The 26,521-nt window shown below is 34.0% G+C and carries 22 protein-coding genes; 5 read left to right on the top strand and 17 right to left on the bottom strand.

Going from position 1 to position 26,521, the window contains the following annotated elements; translation table 11 throughout:
• Positions 1-7 precede the first annotated feature (7 nt).
• On the bottom strand, positions 8-601 hold the full coding sequence (locus RB619_RS03310; RefSeq protein WP_113678404.1) for a tRNA-(ms[2]io[6]A)-hydroxylase: 594 nt from the start codon (positions 599-601) through the stop codon (positions 8-10).
• Between the two features lie 138 nt (positions 602-739).
• The gene (gene glyA, locus RB619_RS03305) at positions 740-2,014 is read right to left on the bottom strand and encodes a serine hydroxymethyltransferase (protein WP_308094159.1); all 1,275 of its coding nucleotides are present in this window, start codon (positions 2,012-2,014) and stop codon (positions 740-742) included.
• A gap of 109 nt (positions 2,015-2,123) precedes the next feature.
• Between glyA and fahA the strand changes: the two genes are divergently transcribed.
• Positions 2,124-3,407 carry a fumarylacetoacetase gene (fahA, locus tag RB619_RS03300; protein WP_308094157.1) on the top strand — a complete coding sequence of 428 codons (1,284 nt, stop codon included), beginning with the start codon at positions 2,124-2,126 and terminating at the stop codon, positions 3,405-3,407.
• Positions 3,408-3,607: 200 nt separating this feature from the next.
• On the opposite strand, the gene RB619_RS03295 is transcribed toward fahA, so the two are convergent.
• A complete protein-coding gene (locus RB619_RS03295) occupies positions 3,608-4,648 on the bottom strand; it encodes an agmatine deiminase family protein (protein WP_308094155.1) in 1,041 nt (346 codons plus the stop codon).
• A gap of 188 nt (positions 4,649-4,836) precedes the next feature.
• Between RB619_RS03295 and RB619_RS03290 the strand changes: the two genes are divergently transcribed.
• On the top strand, positions 4,837-6,354 hold the full coding sequence (locus tag RB619_RS03290) for a choice-of-anchor I family protein (protein ID WP_308094154.1): 1,518 nt from the start codon (positions 4,837-4,839) through the stop codon (positions 6,352-6,354).
• Between the two features lie 200 nt (positions 6,355-6,554).
• Positions 6,555-7,820 carry an OmpA family protein gene (locus tag RB619_RS03285; protein ID WP_308094152.1) on the top strand — a complete coding sequence of 422 codons (1,266 nt, stop codon included), beginning with the start codon at positions 6,555-6,557 and terminating at the stop codon, positions 7,818-7,820.
• Positions 7,821-7,893: 73 nt separating this feature from the next.
• Here RB619_RS03285 and RB619_RS03280 read toward each other — a convergent pair whose 3' ends face one another.
• The 6 genes from RB619_RS03280 to clpB form a co-directional block, all read right to left on the bottom strand.
• Complete coding sequence (locus tag RB619_RS03280) at positions 7,894-8,784, bottom strand: carbon-nitrogen hydrolase (RefSeq protein WP_308094150.1); 891 nt, start codon at positions 8,782-8,784, stop codon at positions 7,894-7,896.
• A 183-nt stretch (positions 8,785-8,967) separates the two neighbouring features.
• Positions 8,968-9,378, bottom strand: a complete 411-nt coding sequence (locus RB619_RS03275; protein ID WP_308094148.1) for a hypothetical protein — start codon at positions 9,376-9,378, stop codon at positions 8,968-8,970.
• Between the two features lie 341 nt (positions 9,379-9,719).
• Positions 9,720-10,604, bottom strand: a complete 885-nt coding sequence (locus RB619_RS03270) for a DUF808 domain-containing protein (RefSeq protein ID WP_308094146.1) — start codon at positions 10,602-10,604, stop codon at positions 9,720-9,722.
• Between the two features lie 370 nt (positions 10,605-10,974).
• Entirely contained in the window at positions 10,975-12,009 is a 1,035-nt protein-coding gene (locus tag RB619_RS03265; RefSeq protein ID WP_308094144.1) for a hypothetical protein, read from the bottom strand.
• 23 nt (positions 12,010-12,032) lie between these two features.
• The gene (locus RB619_RS03260; RefSeq protein WP_308094142.1) at positions 12,033-12,524 is read right to left on the bottom strand and encodes a T9SS type A sorting domain-containing protein; all 492 of its coding nucleotides are present in this window, start codon (positions 12,522-12,524) and stop codon (positions 12,033-12,035) included.
• 130 nt (positions 12,525-12,654) lie between these two features.
• Positions 12,655-15,252, bottom strand: coding sequence for an ATP-dependent chaperone ClpB (clpB, locus tag RB619_RS03255; RefSeq protein ID WP_308094140.1), 2,598 nt, complete (start codon positions 15,250-15,252; stop codon positions 12,655-12,657).
• 205 nt (positions 15,253-15,457) lie between these two features.
• Between clpB and ytxJ the strand changes: the two genes are divergently transcribed.
• Positions 15,458-15,847 (top strand): bacillithiol system redox-active protein YtxJ, encoded by a 390-nt coding sequence (ytxJ, locus tag RB619_RS03250; protein WP_308094136.1) that lies wholly within the window; start codon positions 15,458-15,460, stop codon positions 15,845-15,847.
• A 153-nt stretch (positions 15,848-16,000) separates the two neighbouring features.
• Here ytxJ and RB619_RS03245 read toward each other — a convergent pair whose 3' ends face one another.
• A complete protein-coding gene (locus tag RB619_RS03245) occupies positions 16,001-17,167 on the bottom strand; it encodes a hypothetical protein (RefSeq protein ID WP_308094128.1) in 1,167 nt (388 codons plus the stop codon).
• Positions 17,164-18,162: a DUF2157 domain-containing protein gene (locus tag RB619_RS03240; RefSeq protein WP_308094126.1), complete on the bottom strand. Its 999-nt coding sequence runs from the start codon at positions 18,160-18,162 to the stop codon at positions 17,164-17,166. The genes RB619_RS03245 and RB619_RS03240 overlap by 4 nt, the downstream gene beginning before the upstream one ends.
• A gap of 240 nt (positions 18,163-18,402) precedes the next feature.
• On the opposite strand from RB619_RS03240, the gene RB619_RS03235 reads away from it, so the two are divergent.
• Positions 18,403-19,722, top strand: coding sequence for a T9SS type A sorting domain-containing protein (locus RB619_RS03235; RefSeq protein ID WP_308094123.1), 1,320 nt, complete (start codon positions 18,403-18,405; stop codon positions 19,720-19,722).
• 71 nt (positions 19,723-19,793) lie between these two features.
• Here the strand turns inward: RB619_RS03235 and argH are convergent, their stop codons facing one another.
• The 6 genes from argH to RB619_RS03205 form a co-directional block, all read right to left on the bottom strand.
• On the bottom strand, positions 19,794-21,074 hold the full coding sequence (gene argH, locus RB619_RS03230) for an argininosuccinate lyase (protein WP_308094121.1): 1,281 nt from the start codon (positions 21,072-21,074) through the stop codon (positions 19,794-19,796).
• Between the two features lie 134 nt (positions 21,075-21,208).
• Positions 21,209-22,279 carry a M20 family metallo-hydrolase gene (locus RB619_RS03225; protein ID WP_308094119.1) on the bottom strand — a complete coding sequence of 357 codons (1,071 nt, stop codon included), beginning with the start codon at positions 22,277-22,279 and terminating at the stop codon, positions 21,209-21,211.
• Positions 22,280-22,526: 247 nt separating this feature from the next.
• The gene (argB, locus tag RB619_RS03220; protein ID WP_308094117.1) at positions 22,527-23,300 is read right to left on the bottom strand and encodes an acetylglutamate kinase; all 774 of its coding nucleotides are present in this window, start codon (positions 23,298-23,300) and stop codon (positions 22,527-22,529) included.
• A gap of 102 nt (positions 23,301-23,402) precedes the next feature.
• Entirely contained in the window at positions 23,403-24,350 is a 948-nt protein-coding gene (locus RB619_RS03215; RefSeq protein ID WP_308094114.1) for an N-acetylornithine carbamoyltransferase, read from the bottom strand.
• 87 nt (positions 24,351-24,437) lie between these two features.
• Positions 24,438-25,199 (bottom strand): glutamate 5-kinase, encoded by a 762-nt coding sequence (gene proB / locus RB619_RS03210; RefSeq protein WP_308094111.1) that lies wholly within the window; start codon positions 25,197-25,199, stop codon positions 24,438-24,440.
• Between the two features lie 98 nt (positions 25,200-25,297).
• Positions 25,298-26,491 carry a glutamate-5-semialdehyde dehydrogenase gene (locus RB619_RS03205; protein ID WP_308094109.1) on the bottom strand — a complete coding sequence of 398 codons (1,194 nt, stop codon included), beginning with the start codon at positions 26,489-26,491 and terminating at the stop codon, positions 25,298-25,300.
• Positions 26,492-26,521: the final 30 nt, after the last annotated feature.

Here is a 26,521-nt window from a genome sequence, read left to right as displayed (position 1 = left end):
TAAAAAACTATCCGTGAATAGTTTCTCCTTTTCCGTAATTGGTTATGATTGATTCTTCAAACTCTAACCATTCTCTCCAGCGTTTTTCAACATCGATTCCTTTCCCGTATTTTCTAGCATACGTAATAAACGTCGTGTAATGTCCAGCTTCGCTTTCCATTAATTCTCTATAGAAAACAGCTAATTCTTCGTCTTTTATATTTTCTGAAAGAACTTTAAAACGTTCACAGCTTCTAGCTTCAATCATAGCCGAAAATAATAATCTTTCTACAAGACCAGAAACTCGGCTTCCGTCACCGCTTCTTTTCATATATTGATACAGTTCATTTACATAATCATCTTTACGTTCACGTCCTAATTTTAATCCGCGTTTAATGATGATATTGTGAACCTGCTCAAAATGATCGATTTCTTCTTTGGCTAAAGCCAATAAATCCTGAACTAAATCCTGATGTTCTGAATTATTTGTAATAATTGTAATCGCGTTTGTTGCTGCTTTTTGCTCGCACCAAGCGTGATCCGTCAAGATTTCTTCAATATTTTTCTCAACAATATTTACCCATCTTGGGTCGGTTGGCAATTGTAATCTTAGTACGCCCATAGTCTTTTGTTTATTTTGTTTCAAGTTTCAGGTTTCAGGTTTCAGGTCCTTTTAGGAACGAAAAAAGTTTAAAGTTCTAAACTGTCTTTTGAACGGTCCAAAACTTTAAACTTGAAACTTTAAACTTGAAACTATTTTTTAGTAAGCAAAAATCGGTCTTTCGCTCATTAATTCGTTTACTTCTTCAGCAACTTCTTCGATAAGATCTTCATTTGTGTGATCAGTAAGAACTTTATCGATTAAAGCTACGATAGTTTCCATATCTTTTTCAACTAAACCACGAGTTGTGATTGCAGCTGTTCCAACACGAATTCCAGACGTGATAAATGGAGATTTGTCATCAAAAGGAACCATGTTTTTGTTTACTGTAATTTCAGCTTTTACTAATGCATTTTCAGCTTCTTTACCAGAAATATTTTTATTTCTTAAGTCGATAAGCATCATGTGGTTATCAGTTCCGCCAGAGATAATATTGTAACCTCTTTTTACGAAAGCATCAGCCATTGCATTTGCATTTTTTTGTAATTGCATTGCATAAGTAAAGAACTCATCTTTAAGAGCTTCACCAAAAGCAACCGCTTTAGCAGCGATAATGTGCATTAAAGGTCCACCTTGATTTCCTGGAAAAACAGCAAGATCTAATAATGAAGACATCATTCTGATTTCTCCTTTTGGAGTTTTCAACCCTTGTGGATTTTCAAAATCTTTCCCCATTAAGATCAAACCACCACGTGGCCCTCTTAATGTTTTGTGAGTTGTTGTAGAAACAATATGACAATGTGGAATTGGATCACTTAATAAACCTTTTGCAATAAGACCTGCTGGGTGAGAAATATCAGCAAATAAGATTGCTCCTACACTATCAGCAATTTGTCTGAAACGAGCAAAATCCATATCACGAGAATAAGCCGAAGCTCCAGCGATGATTAATTTTGGCTGTTCTTTAGTTGCAATTTCTTGAATTTTATCATAATCTAAACGGCCAGTTTCAGCATCTACGCCGTAAAAAACTGGACGGTACAAACGTCCTGAAAAGTTTACAGGAGAACCGTGCGTCAAGTGACCACCGTGAGATAAATCGAAACCTAAAATAGTATCACCAGGATTCAAACAAGCGTGATAAACAGCAGTATTTGCCTGAGAACCTGAGTGTGGCTGTACGTTTGCGTATTCAGCACCAAATAATTCTTTAGCTCTGTCAATTGCAATCTGCTCAATAACGTCAACTACTTCGCAGCCTCCGTAATATCTTTTGCCAGGATAACCTTCAGCATATTTATTAGTTAAAACAGAACCAGCTGCCTCCATTACTTCGTCACTTACAAAATTCTCAGAAGCAATAAGTTCTAGTCCGTGAATTTGTCTTTCTTTTTCCTCTTGGATAAGATCAAAAATTTGTTCGTCGCGTTGCATTTTTTCGTTTTTCGTTAATTTGATGCAAAAATACAAAAAAACGTTTGTCATACAGTTAGATTATGATATATTTGACATGTAATTTTTCAACAAATAATTAACATCTAACATGCCGATAACCGCCAACGATACCAAAAGAAAATCATGGTTAGAAGTGCCACAAAATAGCGACTTCCCTATTCAAAATATTCCTTTCGGTGTATTTCTTACTAAAGAAAATGTCGTTACAGTAGGAACTAGAATTGGTGATTTTGCTATAGATTTAGGGGCTTTACAACAGTTAAACTATTTTGAGGGAATAGATTTAACCGATGATATGTTTATGCAGGACACGCTGAATGATTTTATTTCTGACGGAAAAAAAACATGGCGATTAGTCCGAAATCGTATCGCTGATATTTTCGACGAAACCAATCCACAGCTTAGAGATTCAACAAAAGACCGCGATATTGTTATTTTTAATATTGACGATGTCGAGATGCAATTGCCTGTTTTAATTGGCGATTATACCGATTTTTATTCAAGCAAAGAACACGCTACAAACGTAGGTAAAATGTTCCGTGATCCAGAAAATGCTTTATTGCCAAACTGGCTTCATATTCCAGTTGGATATCATGGAAGAAGTTCCACAATCGTTCCGTCTGGAATTCCGGTTCACAGACCAATGGGACAAACAATGCCTGCAGGCGGCGATTACCCAGTTTTTGGACCTTCTCGTTTAGTAGATTTTGAACTTGAAACCGCTTTTATTACGACTGATGTAAATATTATGGGAGAAAATATCCCAACGTATGAAGCAGAAGATTATATTTTCGGTATGGTTTTATTGAATGACTGGAGCGCGCGCGATATTCAGAAATGGGAATATGTGCCTCTTGGACCATTTTTAGCTAAAAACTTTGCAACATCAATTTCTCCTTGGATTGTAACTATGGATGCTTTGGAGCCTTTTAGAACAAAAGGACCAAAACAAGATCCATCACCGCTTCCTTATTTACAGACTAAAGGAAAAAAAGCTTTTGATATTCATTTAGAAGTTTCGATAAAACCTGAAGAGGCTGAAGAAACTATTGTTTCGCAATCAAATTTCAAATATTTATACTGGTCAATGGCGCAGCAATTGGCGCATCATACTTCAAACGGATGTCGCGTAAATTCTGGTGACATGATGGGTTCAGGAACTATTTCAGGTCCAACTCCGGATAGTTTTGGTTCTATGTTAGAATTGACTTGGGGAGGGAAAAATCCGCTGAAATTAAAAGATGGAAGTGAACGTAAATTTATTGAAGATAACGATACTGTAATCATTAGAGGTTTCTGCGAAAATGCAGAAGTTAGAATTGGGTTTGGAGAAGTCTCGAGTCAGCTTTTACCTCCATTTATCAGACAATGAAGAGCAGATGCAATATCTGAAGAGATATAGAAATAGAAAAACCTTGGTGAGAGCCAAGGTTTTTTTTTATGCTTATTGTTTATGTTTTAATCTCGCAAAGACGCAGAGTCGCAAAGTTTTTTTAACCATATAAGTAATTTAAGTTCATTTAAAACATAATCTTAAATTTTCTTATATGACTACTTATATGGTTTCATTCATTAAGCGGGAATCTGCTGGCTTAAGCAATGCAAAGTTCCGAATCCCCAGATGAAATCAATACAACTAATTCCAATTACTTCTCTGTCTGGAAAACATTCTGATAATATATTTAAAGCTACGCGATCGTTGCTATCGTTGAATGTTGGAACTAAAACGCAGTTATTCAGAATTAAGAAATTAGCATAACTTGCGGGTAATCTTAAATCTTCAAAATCAACACGTTTTGGCATTGGTAATGCTACAATAACAGGCGATTTTCCGTTTTCTAATTTTGCGTTTTGCAAACGTTTCAAGTTATCCTGAAGAGGTTTATAATTTGAATCGTTTTTATCTGTTTCTACAATGGTCACGATTGTATCTTCATTTACAAATCGGCATAAATCATCGATGTGACCGTGTGTATCATCACCTTCTATTCCGTCTCCAAGCCAAATTACGTTTGTAACTCCAAGATATTCTTTAAAAACGGCTTCGTAATCTTCTTTTGTAAAACCTTGATTTCTAACCTGAATTGTTGGGTGCATCAAACATTCTTCAGAAGTCAATAAAGTCCCTTTTCCATTTACGTCAATTGCGCCACCTTCAACAATTACTGGTTTTCCCTTATAAGTAACCTGAGTTAGTGGAACATCAATAAAATCAGCCACTTTGGCTGGAACAAATTTATCTAATTGATAGTTCTTATATTTTGCCCAACCGTTGAAGTTGAAATTTAAAGTTTCTCTTTTTGAACCATTTTTTACAATAATTGGTCCTGAATCACGCATCCAGCTTCTGTTGGTTTTGTGAATGATATAAGAAACGTTTTTAATATTTACACGAGCTCTTTCAAGCATATCCGCAACTTTTTCTTTTAGTTTTTCATCGGCTACGACCAAAAAAACCGTTTCAAAAGTGGCTACTTTTTTTATAAATTCTACAAAAGCCCATTGAACAGCTTCATATTTTCCTGGCCAATCATTGCCATTATGCGGAAAACACAATACAATTCCTTGTTGTTTTTCCCATTCTGCTGGAAATCTTCTATTATTTGTTGACATAAAAACGTTCTATATTTTGAAAGTGTACAAAGATAAGCATTCGTTAGGATTTTGAAACATCTGCTAGAAAATCCTCTGTTATTTCACAAAAAATATCTTGCAAAAATTAAGTTAAAGATTAAATAATGAAGGCTTAATATATAAAAAAGTTCTCCTATTTACTTTTGGCAGAACTAAAAACTATTAAAATGAAAAAATTAACTATCTCGTTATTAACAGCTTTACTTATCATGACAAGTTGTAATAACGACGAAAATTCAAACGGAGAACCAGAAGTTACTGTAAATGAAAATCCAGGAACTTTTAAAGAAATTGGTTCGATTACTATTGGCGGAGAAGCAGCTGCTGAAATTTCGGCTTACTGCGAAAAAACAAAAAGACTTTTTACAGTAAATAACAGCGGTGTAAATCAAATTGATGTTATTGATATTACCGACCCAACAAAACCAACTAAGATTGGAAAAATTGATTTAGTTGCTTACGAAGGCGCCGCAAATAGCGTTTCGGTTTTTGACGGAAAATTAGCTGTTGCCTTAGAATCAACTGTTAACAAACAAGGAAACGGAAAAGTAGTTGTTTTCAATACATCAGATTATAGTTTAATAAAACAAGTAACTGTTGGAGCTTTGCCTGATATGATTACTTTTTCTGCTGACGGAAAATATATTATGACTGCTAATGAAGGTGAACCAAATACCGATTATTCACAAGATCCAAACGGGACAATTTCTATTATTGAAACTAGCACATACAATGTTACAACTTTAGATTTTGCTTCATTTGCTGGTCAAGCAGCAACTTTAGCCAAAGACGGATTCAGAATTTCTAAAGTAGCTAAAAGTTTTGCTCAGGATATTGAACCAGAATACATTACTATTTCTGATGATTCAAAAACTGCTTGGGTAACTTTACAGGAAAATAACGGCGTTGCAAAAGTAGATTTAACTTCTAAAACGATTACAGCAATTTATCCTTTAGGTTTAAAAGATTACAACACTGCAGAAAATGCTATCGATGTGAGCGATCTTGATGACAAAATTGCTTTTAATCCTTGGAAAGTGAAAGGAATGTATATGCCGGATGCAATCAGTCATTTCTCTGCAAACAACGTTCCTTATTTTGTTACTGCAAATGAAGGTGACGCAAGAGAATATACAGCTAATACAGACATTAAGAGAATGAAAAGCTTTAAACTTGATGCAACAATTTTCCCAGATGCTGCAGCTTTAAAACTAGATCCTAGTTTAGGCAGATTAAATCTTGTTGCTGATATGGGCGATACTGACGGTGACGGCGATTTAGACGAAATGGTGAGTTTTGGCGCAAGATCTTTCTCTATTTGGAACGGAAATACAGGGAAAATTGTTTTTGACAGCAAAAATGATGTTGACAAAAAAACAAACGAATTAGGAACTTATGACGACAAACGAAGCGATGACAAAGGTTCTGAACCAGAAGCTGTCGTAGTTGCTAAAATGGGAAATCAAAATATTTTGTTTGTAGGACTTGAAAGATCAGATGCTTTTATGACTTATGATGTTACAAATCCTACTTCACCTCAATATTTACAGACTGTAAAAACGGGTGATGCTCCAGAGGGAGTATTATTTATTCCAGCTTCAAAAAGCCCTACTAAAAGAAGTTTATTAGTAGTAAGCAGCGAAGGTGACGGAAGCATAAAAATCTATCAGCCAGACTTAAAATAGATTTTACTTTAAAAAGGAAGAAAGGACAAAATATAAATTTTGTCCTTTTTTTATGCTTATAATTTTGATTTCATTAACGATTTTACATAATAAAAAGCCAAAACGTGGGAATTATGTAAGAGCAAATAGAACACATTCTAAAACCCACCGCATAATTTTGTCATGAGTTTAAAATAAAAACCAACCTAAATTTGAATATCATGAAAAAGAAATTATTTTCCCTGTCCTTTTTAATAGCCGCGTTTTCTGTGAGCGCCCAAAATATGACAACCACTACCGCACCAGCTGTTGACCAACAAGAGTACAATAAATGGTCTATTGAACTAAACGGCGGAGTTAACAAACCAATGCGAGCAATTACCCCTGGTTATTCTACTGCAACATTAAATCCGTTTCATGCTGATTTGGGTGTTCGATATATGTTTAGTCCAAAGTTTGGTGTAAAATTAGATGTTGGTTACGATCAATTTACAGAGCGTGATGACACTCCAGATTTTGAAAGCAGATATGTTAGAGCGAGTGTTCAAGGAGTAGTAAACATTGGGCGCGCTTTAAATTTTGAAACTTGGACAAATACTATTGGGGTTTTAGCACACGGAGGTTTTGGTGTTTCGCAAATTAGTACTGAAACTGGTCCAGGAGGCCAGGATTATATGGGCCACGGAATTTTGGGTTTAACAGGGCAAGTCAAGTTAAGCAATAGAGTTGCTTTAACAGGTGATCTTACTGGAATTGTAAACGGAAGACAAAACTGGAATTTTGACGGAATGGGAAACACAACTACCGGTTCATTAGACGGAGTTCTACTTAATGCTTCTGTTGGTTTGACGGTTTACTTAGGTAAAAATGAAAAACATGCTGACTGGGTTGGCGAGGAAGATAGAATTAGTGAATTGGAAAAAAGAGTGGACTTAGTTGAAACAGGGCTTTTAGATACTGATAAAGATGGTGTCGCTGATTTATATGATTTAGAGCCAAATAGTATTGCAGGTGTTGCTGTTAACACAAAAGGTCAATCTATTGATACTAATCAAAATGGTGTGCCTGATGAGCTAGAAAGCTACTTAGATAAAACTTATGAAAAGAAAGGTGCTGGAAGTGGAACTCTTACAAACAATACTGTTGAAGAATTAATCAACGGTGGTTATGTAAATGTTTACTTCGACTTTAATTCGGCTAAGCCTACAAATGCATCATTATCTGGAGTTGATTTCTTAGTGAAATATTTGAAAAACAATCCTGGAAAATCAGCAGATATTATTGGTTATGCTGATGAAATTGGAAGTTCAAACTACAACACTGAATTGTCAAGAAAAAGAGCTGAAGCTGTGAAAAAAGTAGCAACTAATGCTGGAATCGATGCTTCAAGATTGAATGTTATTGCTAACGGAGAAGATACTTCGGTTAACAAAAACTCTAAAGAAGCGCGTCAAATCGTGAGAAGAGTTACTTTCCAAGTGAAATAAGGATTCTAAATAAAAACAGAAAAGGCGGTTTCAAATATTGAAACCGCCTTTTTTTATATCAAGATAAATTTAATTATTTATCAATTGCTCTTTTTGTAATATCTCCAAAAGCATCAATTCTTCTGTCTCTAAAGAATGGCCAATTCTGACGAACATTTTCCTGAAGATCTAAATCAACTTCAGCAATTAAGATTTCCTCTTTATCATGTGAAGCTTGAGCTAAAATTTCTCCTTGTGGTCCAGCGATAAATGAAGCTCCCCAAAATTGAATTCCTTCAGTTCCTTCAAGATATTTTTCAAGACCAATTCGGTTTGCCGCCGCAACGAAAACACCATTTGCTACTGCATGACCTTTCATCACATTCATCCACGCTCCATATTGGTTTTCTCCGTATTGCTCTTTTTCTTTTGGATGCCATCCAATTGCTGTTGGATAGAATAAAACTTCTGCTCCTTTAAGCGCTGTAATACGAGCAGCTTCTGGATACCATTGATCCCAGCAGATTAAAGTTCCAACAGTTCCTTTTTTAGTTTCGATTGCCTGAAAACCTAAATCACCTGGCGTAAAATAGAATTTTTCATAAAAATGCGGATCGTCTGGAATGTGCATTTTACGATATAAACCAGCTTCTGTACCATCTGTATCGATGATATAAGCACTGTTATGGTAGATTCCAGCCATTCTTTTTTCGAAGAAAGGAACAATGATTACAACTCCTAATTCCTTTGCCAATTCGCTGAAAGCAATAAATGAAGTACTGTATAATGGTTCTGCTAATGCAAAATTATCTACATCTTCACTTTGGCAGAAATAATGACTGCTATATAATTCAGGAAGCAAGATAACTTCAGCACCTAAGCCTGCAGCATCTCTTACCCAGCTGATGCATTTTTTAAGATTATTTTCAGCAACATCATTCAAGTTTAACTGAATTACTGATATTTTATATTTTCTTTTCGGCATGACATAAAATTTAGAGTGCAAAAATAGTACTTTTTAAAGGAATGGCAAAGTCTATAACTTTTATATAACAATGCCACAAACTCTGCAATATCAAAATTTAAAAAACCATTTCACAGCAGTTTAAAATTAAACTTTTGCAAAATGGCTTATCAACCTAAAAAAATATCAACTAAGAAAGGTTGCTTATTCGATTACTACCTTTTGAGTCAAGAATTCAGTTTCTGATTTTCTGAATTTGATTTCAACAGTTCCTTTTGCAGTTGCTTTGAATTTGTAAACTGTCTTTTTAGGATCTGGAATTTGCTGCGTACAAACTTCTGATGGGTATTTTGCAATTACTTGCAATCCTTTTGCTTCACCAATTGTAGTTTCAGCAATTTTATCAAATTCGCCACAAGCGTTCTCTACTGTAAAAGTTACATCGTAACTCAATTCGTCATTTACTTTTCCAGTTGCTGGACCTTTAATTTCAGTTACAAATGCTGTTTTTGTTTTGACTGTTGTTTCTGCCTTGTCATCGTCATTGCTGCATGAAATTAATACAGTTGATAAAAATAATACTACTAAAACTGATTTTAATCTAAACCTTTTCATATAAAATAATAATTAATTGTTAATTACTATGAAGATGTGGCATAGTTGCAAAGGTTGCTTTGGCAAAATGTTAAAAAGTTTTATTAAAATCTCAAACAATTGTAAATCAAAAGCTTATTCGGTGAAAATATTTTTAAAAAATACCAATATTTCTTATGAAAATTTAAATTTCTCGCATAGCCCCGGTAGAAGCGGCATCCTTTTTCCCGCTTCTTTAGCGGGGAAAAGATACAGCGGATAACGGGACTAAACTTCTTTTGAAAATGAATTCCTCTGCTCCTAAAACAAAAAAAACACCAGCGTGAACTGATGTTTTTTTTGATATCTATTTCGATTTTATATTACGCTGTTTTCTTTTTAAAAAGCTTTTTGAAAAGGTTTACAAAAATTAACACAATTAATCCAAGAGCTAATCCTACTACAAACTCTTTGATAATTGCAGGAATTTTAATTTCTTCGGACAAATGGTGAAAAAATGGAATATAATGCACAAATATCCCTCCAGCTACTAAAAGCAACGCAATTGTACCAATTACAGTTAACGCTTTTATAACTAACGGTAACGCTTTTACCAATAAATTCCCAATCAATCTTGATGGACTTTTTTCGCTTTTACTATATTTTATGAGCTTATAACCTGCTTCATCCATTCTAACAATAAGCGCTACAATTCCGTAAACTCCTATTGTAGCAATTATTGCGATTATTGAAGTAACAATTATTTGTTGCGTTAATGGTTCATCGATGACAGTTCCTAATGCAATGATGACAATCTCGACAGATAAAATAAAATCGGTTACAATTGCAGATTTTATTTTGCCTTTTTCGGCTTCTAAAATTTGCTCTTCAGTAAAAGTTTCTTCTGTAATTCCTTCTGATTCTTCGTGTGAATGAGGGAAAATAAACTCGTAAATTTTTTCAGCACCTTCATATGCTAAGAAAAGTCCACCCAAAACCAGAATTACAATAATAGCTACTGGCAAAAAAGCACTTAATAAAAACGCAATTGGCAAAATAATGATTTTGTTCAAAAGCGATCCTTTGCTGATTGCCCAAAGTACAGGAAGTTCTCTAGAAGATGCAAATCCAGAAGCTTTTTCGGCATTTACAGCCAAATCGTCTCCTAAAATTCCAGCTGTTTTTTTTGCTGCAACTTTACTCATTACTGCAACATCATCCATAATTGCTGCGATATCATCCAATAGTACAAAGAAACCTGATGCCATTCTGTTTATTCTTTTTAAATTTTAGTTGTGCGAATCTAACACTTTTTCTCTTAATTTCTTAGCTGAAAATTAGATTTAATTCTAATGGCATTGACCTAATAAAACCCAAATTATTACAAAAATTAGTATTGTACTGAAACAGCCTCCGCCTAATTTTTTTGCGCCATAACCTGCTAACAATCCTCTAAAAATATTATTCATGATTTTTTAATTTTAATTAATAATTTGCTGTTTTTTATTTATTTAAAATTGGATCTTTTTTGAAAATATTATGTTATATGAATTAGATTAAAAGTTTCAGAATTCACGGTAAAAAAAACACCAGCCTTTTGACTGATGTTTCAATACATCTAAAAATATTTTCTACAAATTAATCTGTTGTTAGAATATCTCCCCTGTTTATCAAAAATGCTTTATCCGCAATTCCTTGGCCTGTAGGAGGAGCTGCCGGAGTTTGCCTGTCTAATTGGATATAATTTCCTTTAGAAGTTAAATTTTTTAATCTGCTTAAAATTAAATTAATTTGAGTACTGGAAAGAGCATTATTTCTAAAAGTAACGCCCTCATTATTATTAACAAAAGTCAATAAAGGTACATCTATAGAAGTAAGAACAGGATTGTTTGTAAAATAAAGTTCTATTGATTTTGCTAGCAAAGGAAAAGAAATAGATGTTAAAGAAGAATTTCTTGAAATATTTGTATCACCTGAATAGCTTATTTTCAAAACAGGAAACAAAACTGAACCTAATTTTTCATTTCCCATTATTTTTAAATCCTTATAAATTTCGCTGAGATTACTAAAATTTATAGTTGTCAATTTTAAATTATCACTTACATTGAGGTCTATAATTTTTTTTGCCATACTCAAATCAATAGTAGTCAGATTTGTTGTACCCATAATATAAATATTTTCTGTGTAAGGTCCAAACTCAGATTGTATTTGTGCAGCGGCCTCAGCATCCGTTATATCACCGGTAATGATTATAGTTGTTTTTCCTTTACTTGCACTGCTTCCCGCATACAAAGCATAAGGGACACTTAAGAGCTGGCTTGTACCACTAATCGTGTAATTAGTTCCTCCGGCTGGATCAATTTCTGTTTTTACAAAATGTGATCCTGCCCCCCAGTTAATTCCCGAAAATGTACCTACAACTGGAGTTCCTCCTCCAATTTCTATTGTTGCCAATCCATTGGCGTTTGTTGTTGTAGTTTGAGTTTCTGTGTAAGAAGCGGTTCCTGTTGCTGAACCTAATAAAATACTAGTTTTAATGCCAACTAAAGTATTTGCTAGCAATGTTCCATCTGTTTTACGAATCACAGACTGATAACTCATTTTTTGTGGAGCTTGTGCAAATAAAATTGTAAAAGAACTTAATAATAGTAATACGAGAGTAATTTTTTTCATATATATTTCTACTGTTTTTGATTTTATTTTTTAATAATTTTAAATGTTTTTATCTTTTTCGAATTGTTATTTATTGCGAGAAAATAAACTCCTTTTACTAATCCCTGCATTGAAACTTTTGTTTCGGATGCGCTTATATTATTGTTTTCTGATATTACTCTTCCGTTTATATCAAATAAATCATAAGACAAGTCATCAAATTTATTATTTAGTACAATAAGGTTTAGTTCATCAACAACCGGATTAGGAAAAGCAGTCATAACTAAACTAATTTCATCGAACTCATCATTTCCTAAAGTCGCGATTTCATAAGCTTGCTGAATACCTTCTTGAGCAGACCCACCACTACCTTTTAATTGTATAGCAGCAATCTGTCCCACCGAATAACTTGAGGCTCCACCAATTCCTGTGCCCTTACCACCGGCAACAACAATACTTTCTTGTGCGTATAAATTAGCAGTAAATAAAATGGTCACAATAATCAATTTTAAAAATTTTCTTTGGCTTCTTTTCATATAAATGATTTAATAGTTTACTCCAAATATATAATTTTTACTACAGTAAAATAGTATTAAAAAAACAAAAATCTAAAAAAAAAAGGCATCAGTAAAAAACTGATGCCTTTTTAGGAGTAGCATAAAAAAGTTATTTAGCTGTCTGGTTTCTAAAGACCAAATTGCCATCGAAAGCATCTAATAAAATGATGCTGTCTGTTGTTATATTTCCTGCCAAAATTTCTTTTGACAATTGATTCAACACTTCTCGCTGAACCACACGTTTCACAGGTCTTGCTCCAAAATGAGGATCGTAACCTTTGTCTGCCAAGTAAGCAATAGCTTCTGGAGTTGCGTCCATTGTAATGCCTTGCAACGCTAGCATTTTGGTAACGCTTTTTAACTGCAAACTTACGATTCTTGAAATATTCTCAACTGTAAGCGGTGTAAACATTACAATTTCGTCGATACGATTGATAAACTCAGGTCGAACTGTTTGTTTTAACAATCCTAGAACTTCGTTTTTAGCGGCTTCTGTCGCTGCTTCTACTCCGCCTTTTAGATTTTCAAATTTCTCCTGAATAATGTTACTTCCCATATTTGAGGTCATAATAATAATCGTATTTCTGAAATCAGCCAGACGACCTTTGTTATCTGTTAATCGTCCTTCATCTAAAACCTGCAATAAAATATTGAAGGTATCTGGATGCGCTTTTTCGATCTCATCTAAAAGTACAACAGAATAAGGTTTTCTGCGAACGGCTTCGGTCAACTGACCTCCTTCATCATAACCTACATATCCTGGAGGTGCACCAACCAAACGGCTCACACTGTGGCGTTCTTGGTACTCACTCATATCAATACGCGTCATGGCATTTTCGTCATCAAAAAGATATTCTGCCAAAGCCTTTGCCAACTCCGTTTTACCAACTCCTGTTGTTCCTAAGAATAAGAACGATCCAACAGGTTTTTTCATATCCTGCAAACCGGCACGGCTTCTGCGTACAGCATCACTTACGGCTTCTATAGCTTCTTCCTGACCCACTACGCGTTTGTGCAATTCATCTTCTAAATGCAATAGTTTTTCTCTTTCCGTCTGAAGCATTTTCATTACCGGAATTCCTGTCCATTTTGCTACAACTTCTGCAATGTCTTCTCTGGTAACTTCTTCTTTGATTAAAGAATTACCCGATTGGAATTCTAACAGTTGTTTCTGCAATGTTTCTTGGCGTTCCTGTGCTTCTTTAATTTTTCCGTAACGGATTTCAGCTACTTTTCCGTAATCGCCGTCACGTTCTGCACGTTCTGCTTCGTATTTAAAGTCTTCTATTTCGTGTTTTACAGCCTGAATTCCGTCAACGATATCTTTTTCCTGTTTCCATTTTGCATAAATTTCGTTTCGCTCTTCTTTAAGATTGGCCAATTCCATTCCTAAAATCTTCAGCTTGCTTTCTTCTTTCTCACGTTTAATAGCTTCAATCTCGATTTCCAATTGCATGATTTTACGATCCAAAACATCTAATTCTTCAGGTTTTGAATTGATTTCCATACGCAGTTTAGAAGCTGCTTCGTCCATTAAGTCAATCGCTTTATCTGGCAAGAAACGATTTGTAATATAACGTTGTGAAAGTTCTACAGCCGCAATAATCGCTTCGTCTTTAATTTGAACTTTATGATGCGTTTCGTATTTCTCTTTGATTCCACGCAAGATTGAAATTGCACTTTCTGTATCAGGTTCGTCGATTAAAACCTTTTGAAAACGTCTTTCAAGCGCTTTATCTTTTTCAAAATACTTTTGATATTCATCCAAAGTCGTTGCTCCAATTGCTCTTAACTCACCACGAGCCAAAGCTGGTTTCAAGATATTCGCGGCATCCATTGCGCCTTCACCTCCACCCGCTCCTACAAGCGTATGAATTTCATCGATAAACAAAACGATATCTCCGTCTGCAGCGGTAACTTCCTTTACAACCGATTTTAAACGTTCTTCAAATTCTCCTTTATATTTGGCTCCGGCAATCAAAGCTCCCATATCTAGAGAGAAAACGATTTTATCTTTTAAGTTTTCTGGAACGTCTCCATCTACAATTCTGTGCGCTAAACCTTCTGCAATTGCCGTTTTACCAACTCCAGGCTCACCAATTAACATTGGATTATTTTTAGTTCTACGAGTCAGAATCTGCAATACTCGTCGAATTTCTTCATCACGACCAATAACTGGATCTAACTTTCCTGTTCTTGCTAATTCATTTAAGTTTTTAGCGTATTTATTTAGTGAATTATACGTTTCTTCGGCAGAAGCTGACGTTACTCTTTCGCCTTTACGTAATTCTTCTATAGCCGCTTTAAGCCCCTTTCCAGTAACGCCTTGATCTTTTAAGATTTGAGAAACTTTACTTTTTGAGTCAAAAATAGCTAGAATTAAATGCTCGATCGAAACGTATTCGTCGTTCATTTTTTGTGCTATTATTTCAGCTTCGTTCAAAGCTTTGTTCGCGTCTCTGGAAAGCATAATATCACCTCCCGAAACTTTTGGAAAACTCTGAATTGTACTGTCTAAAATTTGCAAAAACAATGGCACATTTACATTCAATTTTTTCAGAATAAATGGCGCTACGTTTTCATCAACTTCAAATATTGCTTTGAAAATGTGTTCATTTTCAATTTGCTGCTGGCCATTTCGTTGCGCTAATTGCTGCGACAACTGAATGGCTTCCTGCGATTTAATAGTAAATTTGTTAATATTCATATTTTTTCGATTTGATTGATTTTATTTGTTTGATATTCAATATGATTAAAGTTACGATTTATAGAGCTAAATTTTTAACTCAAATAATCTAACTTTGTATTCGAATAGACAAATTATATTCCATAGTAAAAACAAAGACAAAATGACTTAAAAATCATGATTTTTATCAGATTTAGCTGTCAAAAAGTCATAAAATAAGCCAAATATGAGTTTTTTTAATTCAATCTTCGGAAGTTCAGAGAACTCAGAAGCTCCAAAAAGCAAAATAAACTGGACAGAATTAACAGATATTCTTCAGTTAATGGAAATTGAAGCGATTTCTAACGAAAAGCCAGTTGTTATTTTTAAACACAGTACAAGATGCAGTATCAGCCGAATGGCTTTGAAACAATTTGAAAGAGAATTTGATCTTGAAGAAGTTGTTGATGCCTATTTTTTAGATTTAATAGCGCATAGAGATATTTCAAACGAAATTGCAAACCGATTTGATGTTTATCATGAATCACCACAATTAATCTTAATCAAAAACGGAAAAGCCGTTTACGATGTTTCGCATAGCGATATTGATGCTGAGGCGCTTAAAAGTAAAGTTTAGTTTTTTACCGCAGATTAAAGGATTAAAAAAGATTTTCTAATCTTGGTCAAGTCGCCACGAATTACACAAATTTTCACGAATTGATTTGTGTAAATTTGTGTAATTCGTGACGAAAAAAAATATTTTTTAATCCTTTAATCTGTGCAAAATAATTTAAAAACTCTCGCCTGATCCGCCTCCGCTAAAACCTCCACCTCCGAATTCTATTGGAGAATCTTGTGGTTTTATTTCTGGTTTCATTCCAAATGCAGAAGCAGCAACCAAAGCTTCGGCATTTAAAAAAGCATCTGAGTGATTTATTCTATCAGGCTTAAACGTTAATCCACTTTCTTTTTCTTTTAATTTCTTTATTGAAAAATAAGCAATTGCAAATAAAACAAGTCCGCCAAGAGTTAGTGCGACTTCAATAGGCAAAACAGCATAATAAAAACGAATCGTATATATTGAAAATCCTATCGCTAAAAAGCTGATCCAAAGCATAATTTTATCTCTGGTTTTTAAAGCTCGAACTAAATAAATTATCGGAACAATAAACGTAAAAGCATAAAAGAAAAATGCAAACGGAATATCTGTTCCTGGTTTAACTTCGGTTCCTAAAAGTTCGGCAGAAAGCTCTCTTACTACCAAATAATTACAAGAGAGATAAAACAACACCAGACAAAAGCTATTGGCTAGCAACAATCCATTGTAATAGTAACTTTTTGTTAATTTACTGATCAGTCTTCGTGTAAAAAAATAAAAAATGGCTGCAAAAATCATTGTAGTAAATGGCAAAATAGCTTTTCCGATTTCGCCAAATTCAAACATTTGGAAAAACAAAAATGCTGTAACAGCAAAACAAAAAACCAGCATTGAAAGCAAATGCAGGTATCTTAAAAACATCACAATCGAGGCAATTGCCATAAAAAAAGCTATAACAGACTCGTAACCATCTGTCGTAATCCCTATAGCAATTCCCGTTTGCAAAATAGCGCCCAAAATAAATGCGTCGTCGAGTCCGTGGTTATGAAAGTTCTGTTTTGCCAAAATTTCTGAACCTACAAAACCAACAGCAGCAAAAAGATAACAACAGATTTTAAAATAAGAATCCCCTGCATTCATTCCAACAATAGAAATGGCGCCGCATATTGAACTATACAATAAGCAACCTAGCAAATAGAACCCAATTCTAACCAGAATATTATCTTGACTTCTAAAAACAGGTAATTCTTGTTTGATAAATTTCTTTTGTTCTTTGTTTATAAAGCCGCCTTTATGCAAAGTATTCGCTTCATCAACTAAAATTTCATTGTCTAATATTTGAGTATCGTATACTATCATTCCGCAATTTCTTTATGAAAGTTTTTAATTAATTTAATGAACATCACAATTGAGCTAATAAAATAAGCTGGCAATAAAAAGATAAATAATTCCCAAAAATCAGAGAAGTCAATACCTTCAAAAATTCGAAACAAAAATATATTTCCTCCAATATAGGCGTATACAATCATAAAAACGTATAAAGACATTGCCTTAAATTCATAACTAATTTTATAAAAGTAAAAAGTAGATCCAGCTAAAATACCTGCGAAAATCATCCAAATTAAGCTATCGTGATGCATTAAATTGCTTATTGCCGCTATACTAATAATATGCAAGGCAAAAGTCAAAAAGATCAAACTAAAATGAGTTTTAAGCGAAATTCGCTTACTGTAGATTGTCCATAAAATCAATAAAACACCCAACATAACAGCAGAAAAACTTAAACTCTCACTGGAATAAAAATCATTATTTTTTAATAAATCCTGAGGTGTTACAGAAAGTCCTACATATGCTGCCAAACCAGTAATTGCAATTGCTAAGACACTTTTATTATCGAAATAATAGGCACAAAAGAAACTCACAATTGTTGGCACCAAAGTAGCTAATCCATAATGTTCCCCAAAAGGTTTGTATTGAAACTGCAGATAACCAATAAAAATACAAGTAAGAATATTGGCCGCTAAAACTAAATATTCTAAAACGGGATGATCAAAAGTGGTTTCTGTTTTTTGAAAGCCTTTAGCGTTCTTAAAACAGTAATAAAAGCAGACACCAATTACAATTAACAAAAGTGAAAGAATAGCAATATGACCAATACTATCGATATTTTTGTAAATCAAAACTCCAATTCCCGAAGTAAAAAGCAAAACAGATAAATACAGAAAAAACTTCAGCTCTGCATTTAGTGAAAAAATATTCAAACTGCGATAGGAAAGTATTTCTTGGTGTTGATTTTCGCTAATCAAATTCTTATCAAAAAGAGTCTTAGTGTTGTCGGCGTCAAATTTATTCATACTTACTATATAAAAGTGTTAGCCAAAAATAGTGTTTTTTTGATTCATTAAAATTTTAATTTGTAAAAATAATCTCCTTAAAAACAAGCTGTTTCATCTGTCAAAATTCACAATTGATTTACCAAAAACCTAAATTGGCTCAAAAAACAAATAGTTTAAATTTTAATTAATTATATTTATGTAATCGATTACATTTTATTATATATTTGCAATACAAAACCACTTAACAAACCACAAAAAATGAAATCTAAATTGCTTTTACTATTTCTCATAGTAAGCTCGAACTTTGTTTCGGCACAAAACTATTACATGACAGCGCCTGAAGGATTTGGGGCCAATGCAACCGGCGGTGGAAACGCAACTCCTGTTACGGTATCAACTTACGCAGATTTAACAGCAAAACTAAAACTGACAACGCCACAAGTAATTTTGGTTTCTGGAACCATAAACTTCACTTACACCAGTTTATTAATCAACGACAAAACTATTATTGGACTTCCGGGCGCAAGATTAGTAAATACGGATCAAACTGCTGGAGGCTCAGGGATTTTAAGCATAAAACCTGGATCAAACAATATCATTATCAGAAATTTAATATTTGAAGGTCCGGGCGCTTATGATGTTGACGGCCGTGATAATCTAACTTCTGAAGCAACAAATCTTTGGGTCGATCATTGCGAATTTCAAGACGGAATGGACGGAAATTTCGACAATAAAGGCAGTGCGGACAATGTAACGGTTTCATGGACAAAGTTTACTTATTTGAAAGCTCCAAAATCTGGCGGTTCGGGCGGTGCAGACGATCACAGATTCTCAGATTTAGTTGGTTCTTCAAAATCTGATGCTCCTGCTGATGGCCATTACAGTATTACTTTTAAAAACTGTTATTGGGCAGAAGGATGCAAAGAAAGAATGCCAAGAGCGAGAAATGCTGAACTTCATATTTTAAATTGCTATTATAATACTTCGGTTTCAGGTTCTTTGGCAATTGGTTTAGGCGGAGGCGATAAAAATTCGACTTGTTATGTTGAAGGAACTGATTTTGCTAAAATTGGAACTGCATTTAAAAACTATATCAGCACTGACGGTGGAACAGTTGGAATCACCTTTGTAAATTCTCTAAAAGCTTCAGCAGATTATGGCGATGCTGTTGCAAAACCTTCTTATACTTACAGTACAATTCAGGCAACAGAAGTCGCGAATTTTATAACCAACGCTACTTGTGGTGCTGGTGCAACACTTCAAGTGTCCTCTGACGGCAAAATTGGATCGAGTTGCAGTAATTTAGGATTGGGTGAAAAAAAAAGTCCAGACGTAAACCTTGATTATTACCCAACAGTTATAGACAGCATTTTAAATATCAAATTTTCAAATTCAGAAAATGGAACTGCCTCTATAAATGTATTTTCTTCGAATGGCTCAAAAGTGTTTACAAAATCAAAAAGTATCACTCCTGATGAAAAGCTAGAATTAAATTTAGGGAGTCTTGCAAAAGGAACTTATGTCTGTAAAATTCAGATTGAAAATAGAACAAAAACCTTTAAGGTTATTAAAAACTAAATTTTTCTTATAAAAAAAGGTCATTGAAACAAATCAATGACCTTTTACTTTTTCACAGCCTATTTTTAAATCTAAAAAGTTGCTTTCATTTTATCTTTGATAGCATCAAGGCATAAATTATTGATACTTCCTTCGTGCGTATGTTTTGTTTCTTTTGGAGATTTGTATGTTCCCGCTTCCAATTGTTCTGCAACAGCTTTGTAGGCATCTCTAAACGGCATTCCTTCTACAACCATTTCATTTAAAGTATCAACTGTAAACAAATAATCGTATTTTTTATCTTCTAAAATATGATCTTTCACTGTGATATCTTTAATTGAAAAAATCGCAATATCCAAACAAGATTTTAAAGTCTGAATTGCTGGAAATAAACCTTCTTTTAAAAGCTGTAAATCTCTGTGATATCCGCTCGGAAGATTATTAGTAATTAAAGTGATTTCGTATGGAAGCGCCTGAATTTTGTTGCATTTCCCTCTGATTAATTCAAAAACATCTGGATTCTTTTTGTGAGGCATAATGCTTGAACCTGTTGTAAGATGCGCCGGAAGGCCAATAAAATCAAAATTCTGGCTCATATACAAACAAACATCCATTGCAAATTTTGATAATGTTCCTGCAACGCTTGTCATTGCAAAAGCAACAGTTTTTTCTGCTTTTCCACGACTCATTTGTGCAGCGACAGCATTATACTTTAAAGTTTCAAAACCTAATTCTTTTGTTGTAAATGTTCTGTTGATTGGAAATGAACTTCCGTAACCTGCAGCAGATCCTAACGGATTCTGATCTACAATTTTAGAAGCTGCGTTTAGCATTGTAATATCATCAATTAAGCTTTCGGCGTAAGCAGAAAACCACATTCCGAATGACGATGGCATCGCGATTTGTAAATGTGTATATCCTGGCAATAATACGTTTTGATGTTTTTCTGCCGATTCCATCAACAAATCAAAAAGCATTTTTACTTGCTCTTTTATTGCTTTTAATTCATCTTTTAAATACAAATGAACATCTACTAAAACTTGATCGTTACGAGAACGCGCGGTGTGGATTTTTTTTCCTGCATCGCCTAGTTTTACTGTTAGAAGATATTCAATTTTTGAATGTACGTCTTCGAAACTGTCTTCGATTTCAAAATTTCCAACTACGATATCAGCAATGATTTCGTTTAAAGCATCAACTAAAGAAGTTGTTTCTTCCTGAGTCAATAAACCAATTTGTCCAAGCATTTTGGCATGCGCGATTGAACCTAAAGCATCGTATTTTGCTAAAACCAAATCCAGTTCACGATCGTTTCCTACTGTGAATTGTTCGATTTGTTTATCTGTTGGTATTCCTTTTTCCCAAAGTTTCATAGGTTATGTTTTTTTTCGTCACGAATTCACGAATTATTTTTTTTTGCAAATCTTTGCGATTATTTTTTTTCGAATTAATATCTGATTTAGATAGTAAAAAAATAATTCGTGAATTCGTGGCGGTTTTTCTTTTCTTATAATTTGAAGAAATCAGTTAGTATTTTGATATACAAATCGACTCCTTCTACAATTTCATTTACAAAAATAAATTCGTCTGCTGAATGCGAACGCAATGTTTCTCCTGGACCTAGTTTTAAGGACTGACAACTTAAAACGGATTGATCTGAAAGTGTTGGCGAACCATACGTTGTTCTTCCTAATGCAATTCCCGCCTGAACCAAACCGTGTGCAACTGGAATAGACGAAGCGTTTAAGTGCATTGATCTTGGCGTTACTTCGGCATTTACATTTGCTTTCACTACTTCTAGAATTTCAGCGTTTGTGTAACGGTCTGTTACTCGAATATCCACAACCAAATCACATTCTGATGGCACAACATTATGCTGTTTTCCAGCATTAATCTGCGTTACAGTCATTTTTACGGGACCTAAAACGTCTGAGATTTTGTCGAATTTATAGTTTTTAAACCATTCCATTACTGGAATTGATTTATATAATGCATTATCATCGTTTTGATGTGCCGCGTGGCTTGCAGTTCCTTTTACTTTTACGTCCAAAACTAATAAACCTTTTTCGGCAACTGCTAATTGCATTAATGTTGGTTCTCCAACAATCGCGCAATCTAATTCTGGCAAACTTTTTAAAACGCTGTTTAAACCGTTTTTTCCGCTACTTTCTTCTTCGGCGGAAGCCACAATAACAATATTGTGAGAAAGATTTTGATTTTCGTAAAAGTGAACAAAGGTCGCTAATAATGAAACCAAGCATCCTCCAGCATCATTACTTCCTAAACCGAACAATTTTCCGTCTTTTTCGATTGCTTTAAACGGATCGTTTGTATAAGCTTGATTTGGACGTACAGTATCGTGATGTGAGTTTAGTAAAAGTGTTGGTTTGTTTTCGTCGAAATATTTGTTGAAAGCCCACACATTGTTGTTTTCTCTCTTGAAAGGAATTTCATTCTGATTGAACCAATTTTCGATTAAAAGAGCTGTTTGGTCTTCTTCACTTGAAAATGAAGGGGTTTCGATTAAGCTTTTTAATAAACTAATTGCTTCCTGGGTAAGCGTATCTATATTTTTCATTTTAATAAGGTTCAAAGGCTCAAAGGGACAAAGCAACAAAGTTTTTAAGCTTTCCTATGACCATTTTTACTTGCGCAAATTTATTTAAAATACCTCTTGCGCTCTCTTTTTTTGCCACTAATTGCACGAATTTTCACGAATTATTTTTTTGCAACAGATTTAAAATCAAAATAAACTTTTTCCTGTATGTCTAAAATTATTTTCTCTTTTAACAGAGAAAATAAGTGTCAATTTGTGACAATATTTTTTATAATGTAATCGTTGTATGCGGAATATCTGAATTTTGGAGCATTTTATGATGTCCAATTTTGATTTTCTGAACTCCTCTTGATAAACTATTGAAACAGTTATCCAGTTTTGGTATCATTCCGGAATGGATTACTTTTTCTTCTTTTAATTTATTGTATAATACTTCGTTGATTTCTGTTATTACCGATGAATCATCTTCAGAATCTTGCAAAACACCTTGTTTTTCAAAACAATACGTTAGCGTCACATCAAACACTTCTGATAATGCAATTGATAATTCACTTGCAATGGTATCAGCATTTGTGTTTAACAATTGTCCGTTTTTGTCGTGTGTAATCGCACAGAAAACGGGAACAACTCCAGCTTCTAATAAAGTTGCCAGTAATTTGGTGTTGACTTGTTTTACATCGCCTACAAATCCGTAATCGATTGTTGGATGATTTCTTTTTGTTGACTGAATTAAATTTCCATCAGCTCCTGAAAAACCAATCGCGTTATTGTCTTTTGCCTGTAACTGCGCTACAATATGTTTATTGATCTGTCCAGCGTAAATCATTACCACAACATCAAGCATTGGAGCATCTGTAATTCGGCGTCCGTCAATCATTTGTGGAACTAAACCAATACTCTGCGCCATTTTTGTAGCCGATTTTCCACCGCCGTGAACTAAAACTTTATAGCCTTCAATTTTAGAAAAATCGGTTAAAAATTGTTCTAATTCTACTGGATTATCGATGATGTTTCCACCTATTTTTATTACTGATACGTTCATTTCTTTTAAGGTTCAAAGAGGCAGAGGTGCAAAGGTTCAAAGGTTTTTTTCAAGGCTGTAAAACCTCTGAACCTTTGCCACTTTGAGCCTTTGCACCTAAATTTACAATTTCTTCAAAATCTTTTGTAAAACTAATTGTGCTGAATACGTTCTGTTATTCGCTTGTTCAATTACGATTGAATTTTCTCCGTCAAGAACTTCGTCGCTTACAATTACATTACGACGAACAGGAAGACAGTGCATGAATTTTCCATTGTTGGTTAAAGCCATTTTTTCAGCAGTTACTGTCCAATTTGGATCGCTGTTGGTTACTTTTCCATAATCGTTGAAGTTGCTCCAGTTTTTTACGTAAACGAAATCAGCATTTTCGAAAGCTTTGTTTTGATCGTATTCGATTTTACAGTCTTGCGTGATTTCTGGACTCAGTTCGTAACCTTCAGGATGTGTGATTACAAAATCCATATCTTTTTGCATTTGCATCATTTCTACAAATGAATTCGCAACTGCTTGAGGCAACGCTTTTGGATGTGGCGCCCACGAAAGCACCACTTTTGGTTTGTGTTTCGTTTTGTGTTCTTCCATTGTAATCGCATCTGCCAAAGACTGTAATGGATGACGAACCGCACTTTCCATATTTACGATTGGCACTGTAGCATATTTCAAGAATCCTGAAATTACAGTTTCCTGATAATCTTTTTCTTTGTCAACCAAACCAGCAAACGCACGAATTGCAATAATATCACAGTATTGAGAAACTACTTCTGCCGCTTCTTTAATATGTTCTGAAGCACCAGAATTCATCACTGCTCCATCTTCAAATTCTAAAGTCCAGCCTTCGTTAGTAAAGTTCATTACCATAACGTTCATTCCTAAATTTAAAGCCGCTTTTTGAGTACTCAAACGCGTTCTTAAACTTGGATTGAAAAACAACATTCCAAGAGTTTTATTCTTTCCTAAGCTTTGATTTTTAAGCGGATTCTTTTTGATTTTGATCGCTTGTTTTACCCATTTTGATAATGAGTTAATGTCTTTTATTGAAATATAATTCATTTGTTTTCTTTTTTATTTAGATAATGTGATAATTAGAAAATTGGATAATTGTGCATTATCTAATTAACTAATTTTCTAATTGACTCATTAGATTATTTTCGTAAACGGAATTTCGTCCTTTAATGCCTTTAAAATAAAATTATCATTTAAACCATTTACAATCCAGGTTTCAATATTCGCTGCTTTTGCGATTCCGGCTGCTTCAATTTTAGACTGCATTCCTCCTGTTCCGTGTGATGATTTTGATTCGCCGATTTCTTTTTCCAATGTTTTCAAATCATGCACTAATTTGATTGTTTCCGGAATTTCATCGTGAATAGATTCTTTTGTATAAATTCCGTTTGTATTGGTGGCAATTATCAGAATATCAACATTTAAAAGAACTGCCGTTAAAGCCGCTAATTTATCGTTATCTCCAAACCGAATCTCATCTGTCGCAACGGTATCATTTTCATTAATAATCGGAATGTAATTGTTTTTAACCAATACATTAATCGTATTTACAATGTTCTTCTTGGTTTGCTCTTTTTCGAAATCAGAATAAGAAAGCAAACATTGCGAAGTATTTAAGCCTAAATCCTTAAAATTTTCATTGTAAATCCGCATTAAATGAGGCTGCCCAATAGAAGCCAAAGCCTGCTTTACAAAAACATCTTTATCTTGATTGTCAAGCTTTACAAATTGTTTTGCTGCTGCAATTGCTCCTGAACTCACTATGATAAATTCATATTCGTCGTTTAAAGCTGCAATCTGTATTCCGAGGTCTTCAATCTTTCCCCGCGAAATATGATTGGTTTCTTTGGTTAAAGTATTACTTCCTATTTTTAATAAAATCCTTTTTTTTGTCATTTTATTTAAAGATACTAAGGTTCTAAGATGCTGAGATTCTAAGTTTTTTTTTAGAATTTTCTAATTATCTAATTGCCTCAATTTTCATATTATCTCAATTACCTAATTTGTCCTTCTCCGTACACGTACCATTTATTAGTTACGAGATGCTGAAGGCCAATTGGACCACGTTGATGTAATTTATCAGTACTTATTGCTAATTCTCCGCCTAAACCAAATTGTCCACCATCTGTAAAACGAGTTGATGCATTTTGATAAACAGCTGCAGCATCTATCGATTCCATAAACTGTTGTGCGATCTCGTTATCTCTGGTAATAATTGCAGCAGAATGTCCGCCGCAGTATTTATTAATCATATCAATAGCATGTTCCTGAGAATCAATTGTTCCAATAACAATTTTATAATCTAAAAACTCTTCGTACCAAATATCTTCATTTTGAAGTGTTTTCGTATTTTCAAAATTCTCTAAAGATTTATCTACAATAACTTCTACTTTTGATTCTATTAAAGCTTCGATTAACATTGACGCAAAACCTTCAAAGTTTGGCAATTTGGAATCGATTAAAACTTTATCCAAAGCATTACAAGCTGAAATTTTAGCTGTTTTAGCATTTAAAATTACTTTTAAAGCCAAATCTGTATCTGCTTTTTCATGAACGTAAACGAAATTATTCCCGCGTCCGCTTACAATTACCGGACAAGTTGCGTGCGCTTTTACAAACTCAATTAATTTCTCGCCTCCTCTTGGAACTATTAAATCAACTTTTTGACTTGGTTTTTCTAAAAAAGCCTGAGTTTCAGTTCTGTTGTAATTCAGATATTCCACCCAATCTTTTGAAACTCCGTTTTCATCTAAAGCTTTATGCCAAAGACTTACGATTTTCAAATTCGATTTTAGAGATTCTTTTCCTCCTTTTAATAAAATCTTATTTCCAGATTTAAAAGCGATTCCGCCCGCTTCAATTGTAACATCCGGACGAGATTCATAAATGATTAAAATTGTTCCGAAAGCGGCTGTTTTATTCACCACTTTTATTCCATTATCATGAGTAAAATGAAAACGCTCAACGCCAACCGGGTCTTCCTGAGAAGCCAATTGGTTTAATGATAAAATCATTTCGTCGACTTTTTTATCATCTACTTTTAAGCGTTCTTCCATCGCTAAATCTGAGCCGTCATAATCGGCTAGATCTTCCTGATTGGTTAGGATTATCTCATTCCGCTCCTGCTCGACCAGCTTTGCCATAGACCGCAAAACCGCATTGCGTTTTTCAATTGATAATGGATTCATAATTTATAGTTGGTTGTTTTTTTGGTTGTT

This window comes from Flavobacterium sp. LHD-80 (assembly GCF_030929605.1).
GTDB lineage: Bacteria > Bacteroidota > Bacteroidia > Flavobacteriales > Flavobacteriaceae > Flavobacterium.
This window is presented reverse-complemented; position numbering and strand designations above follow the sequence as displayed.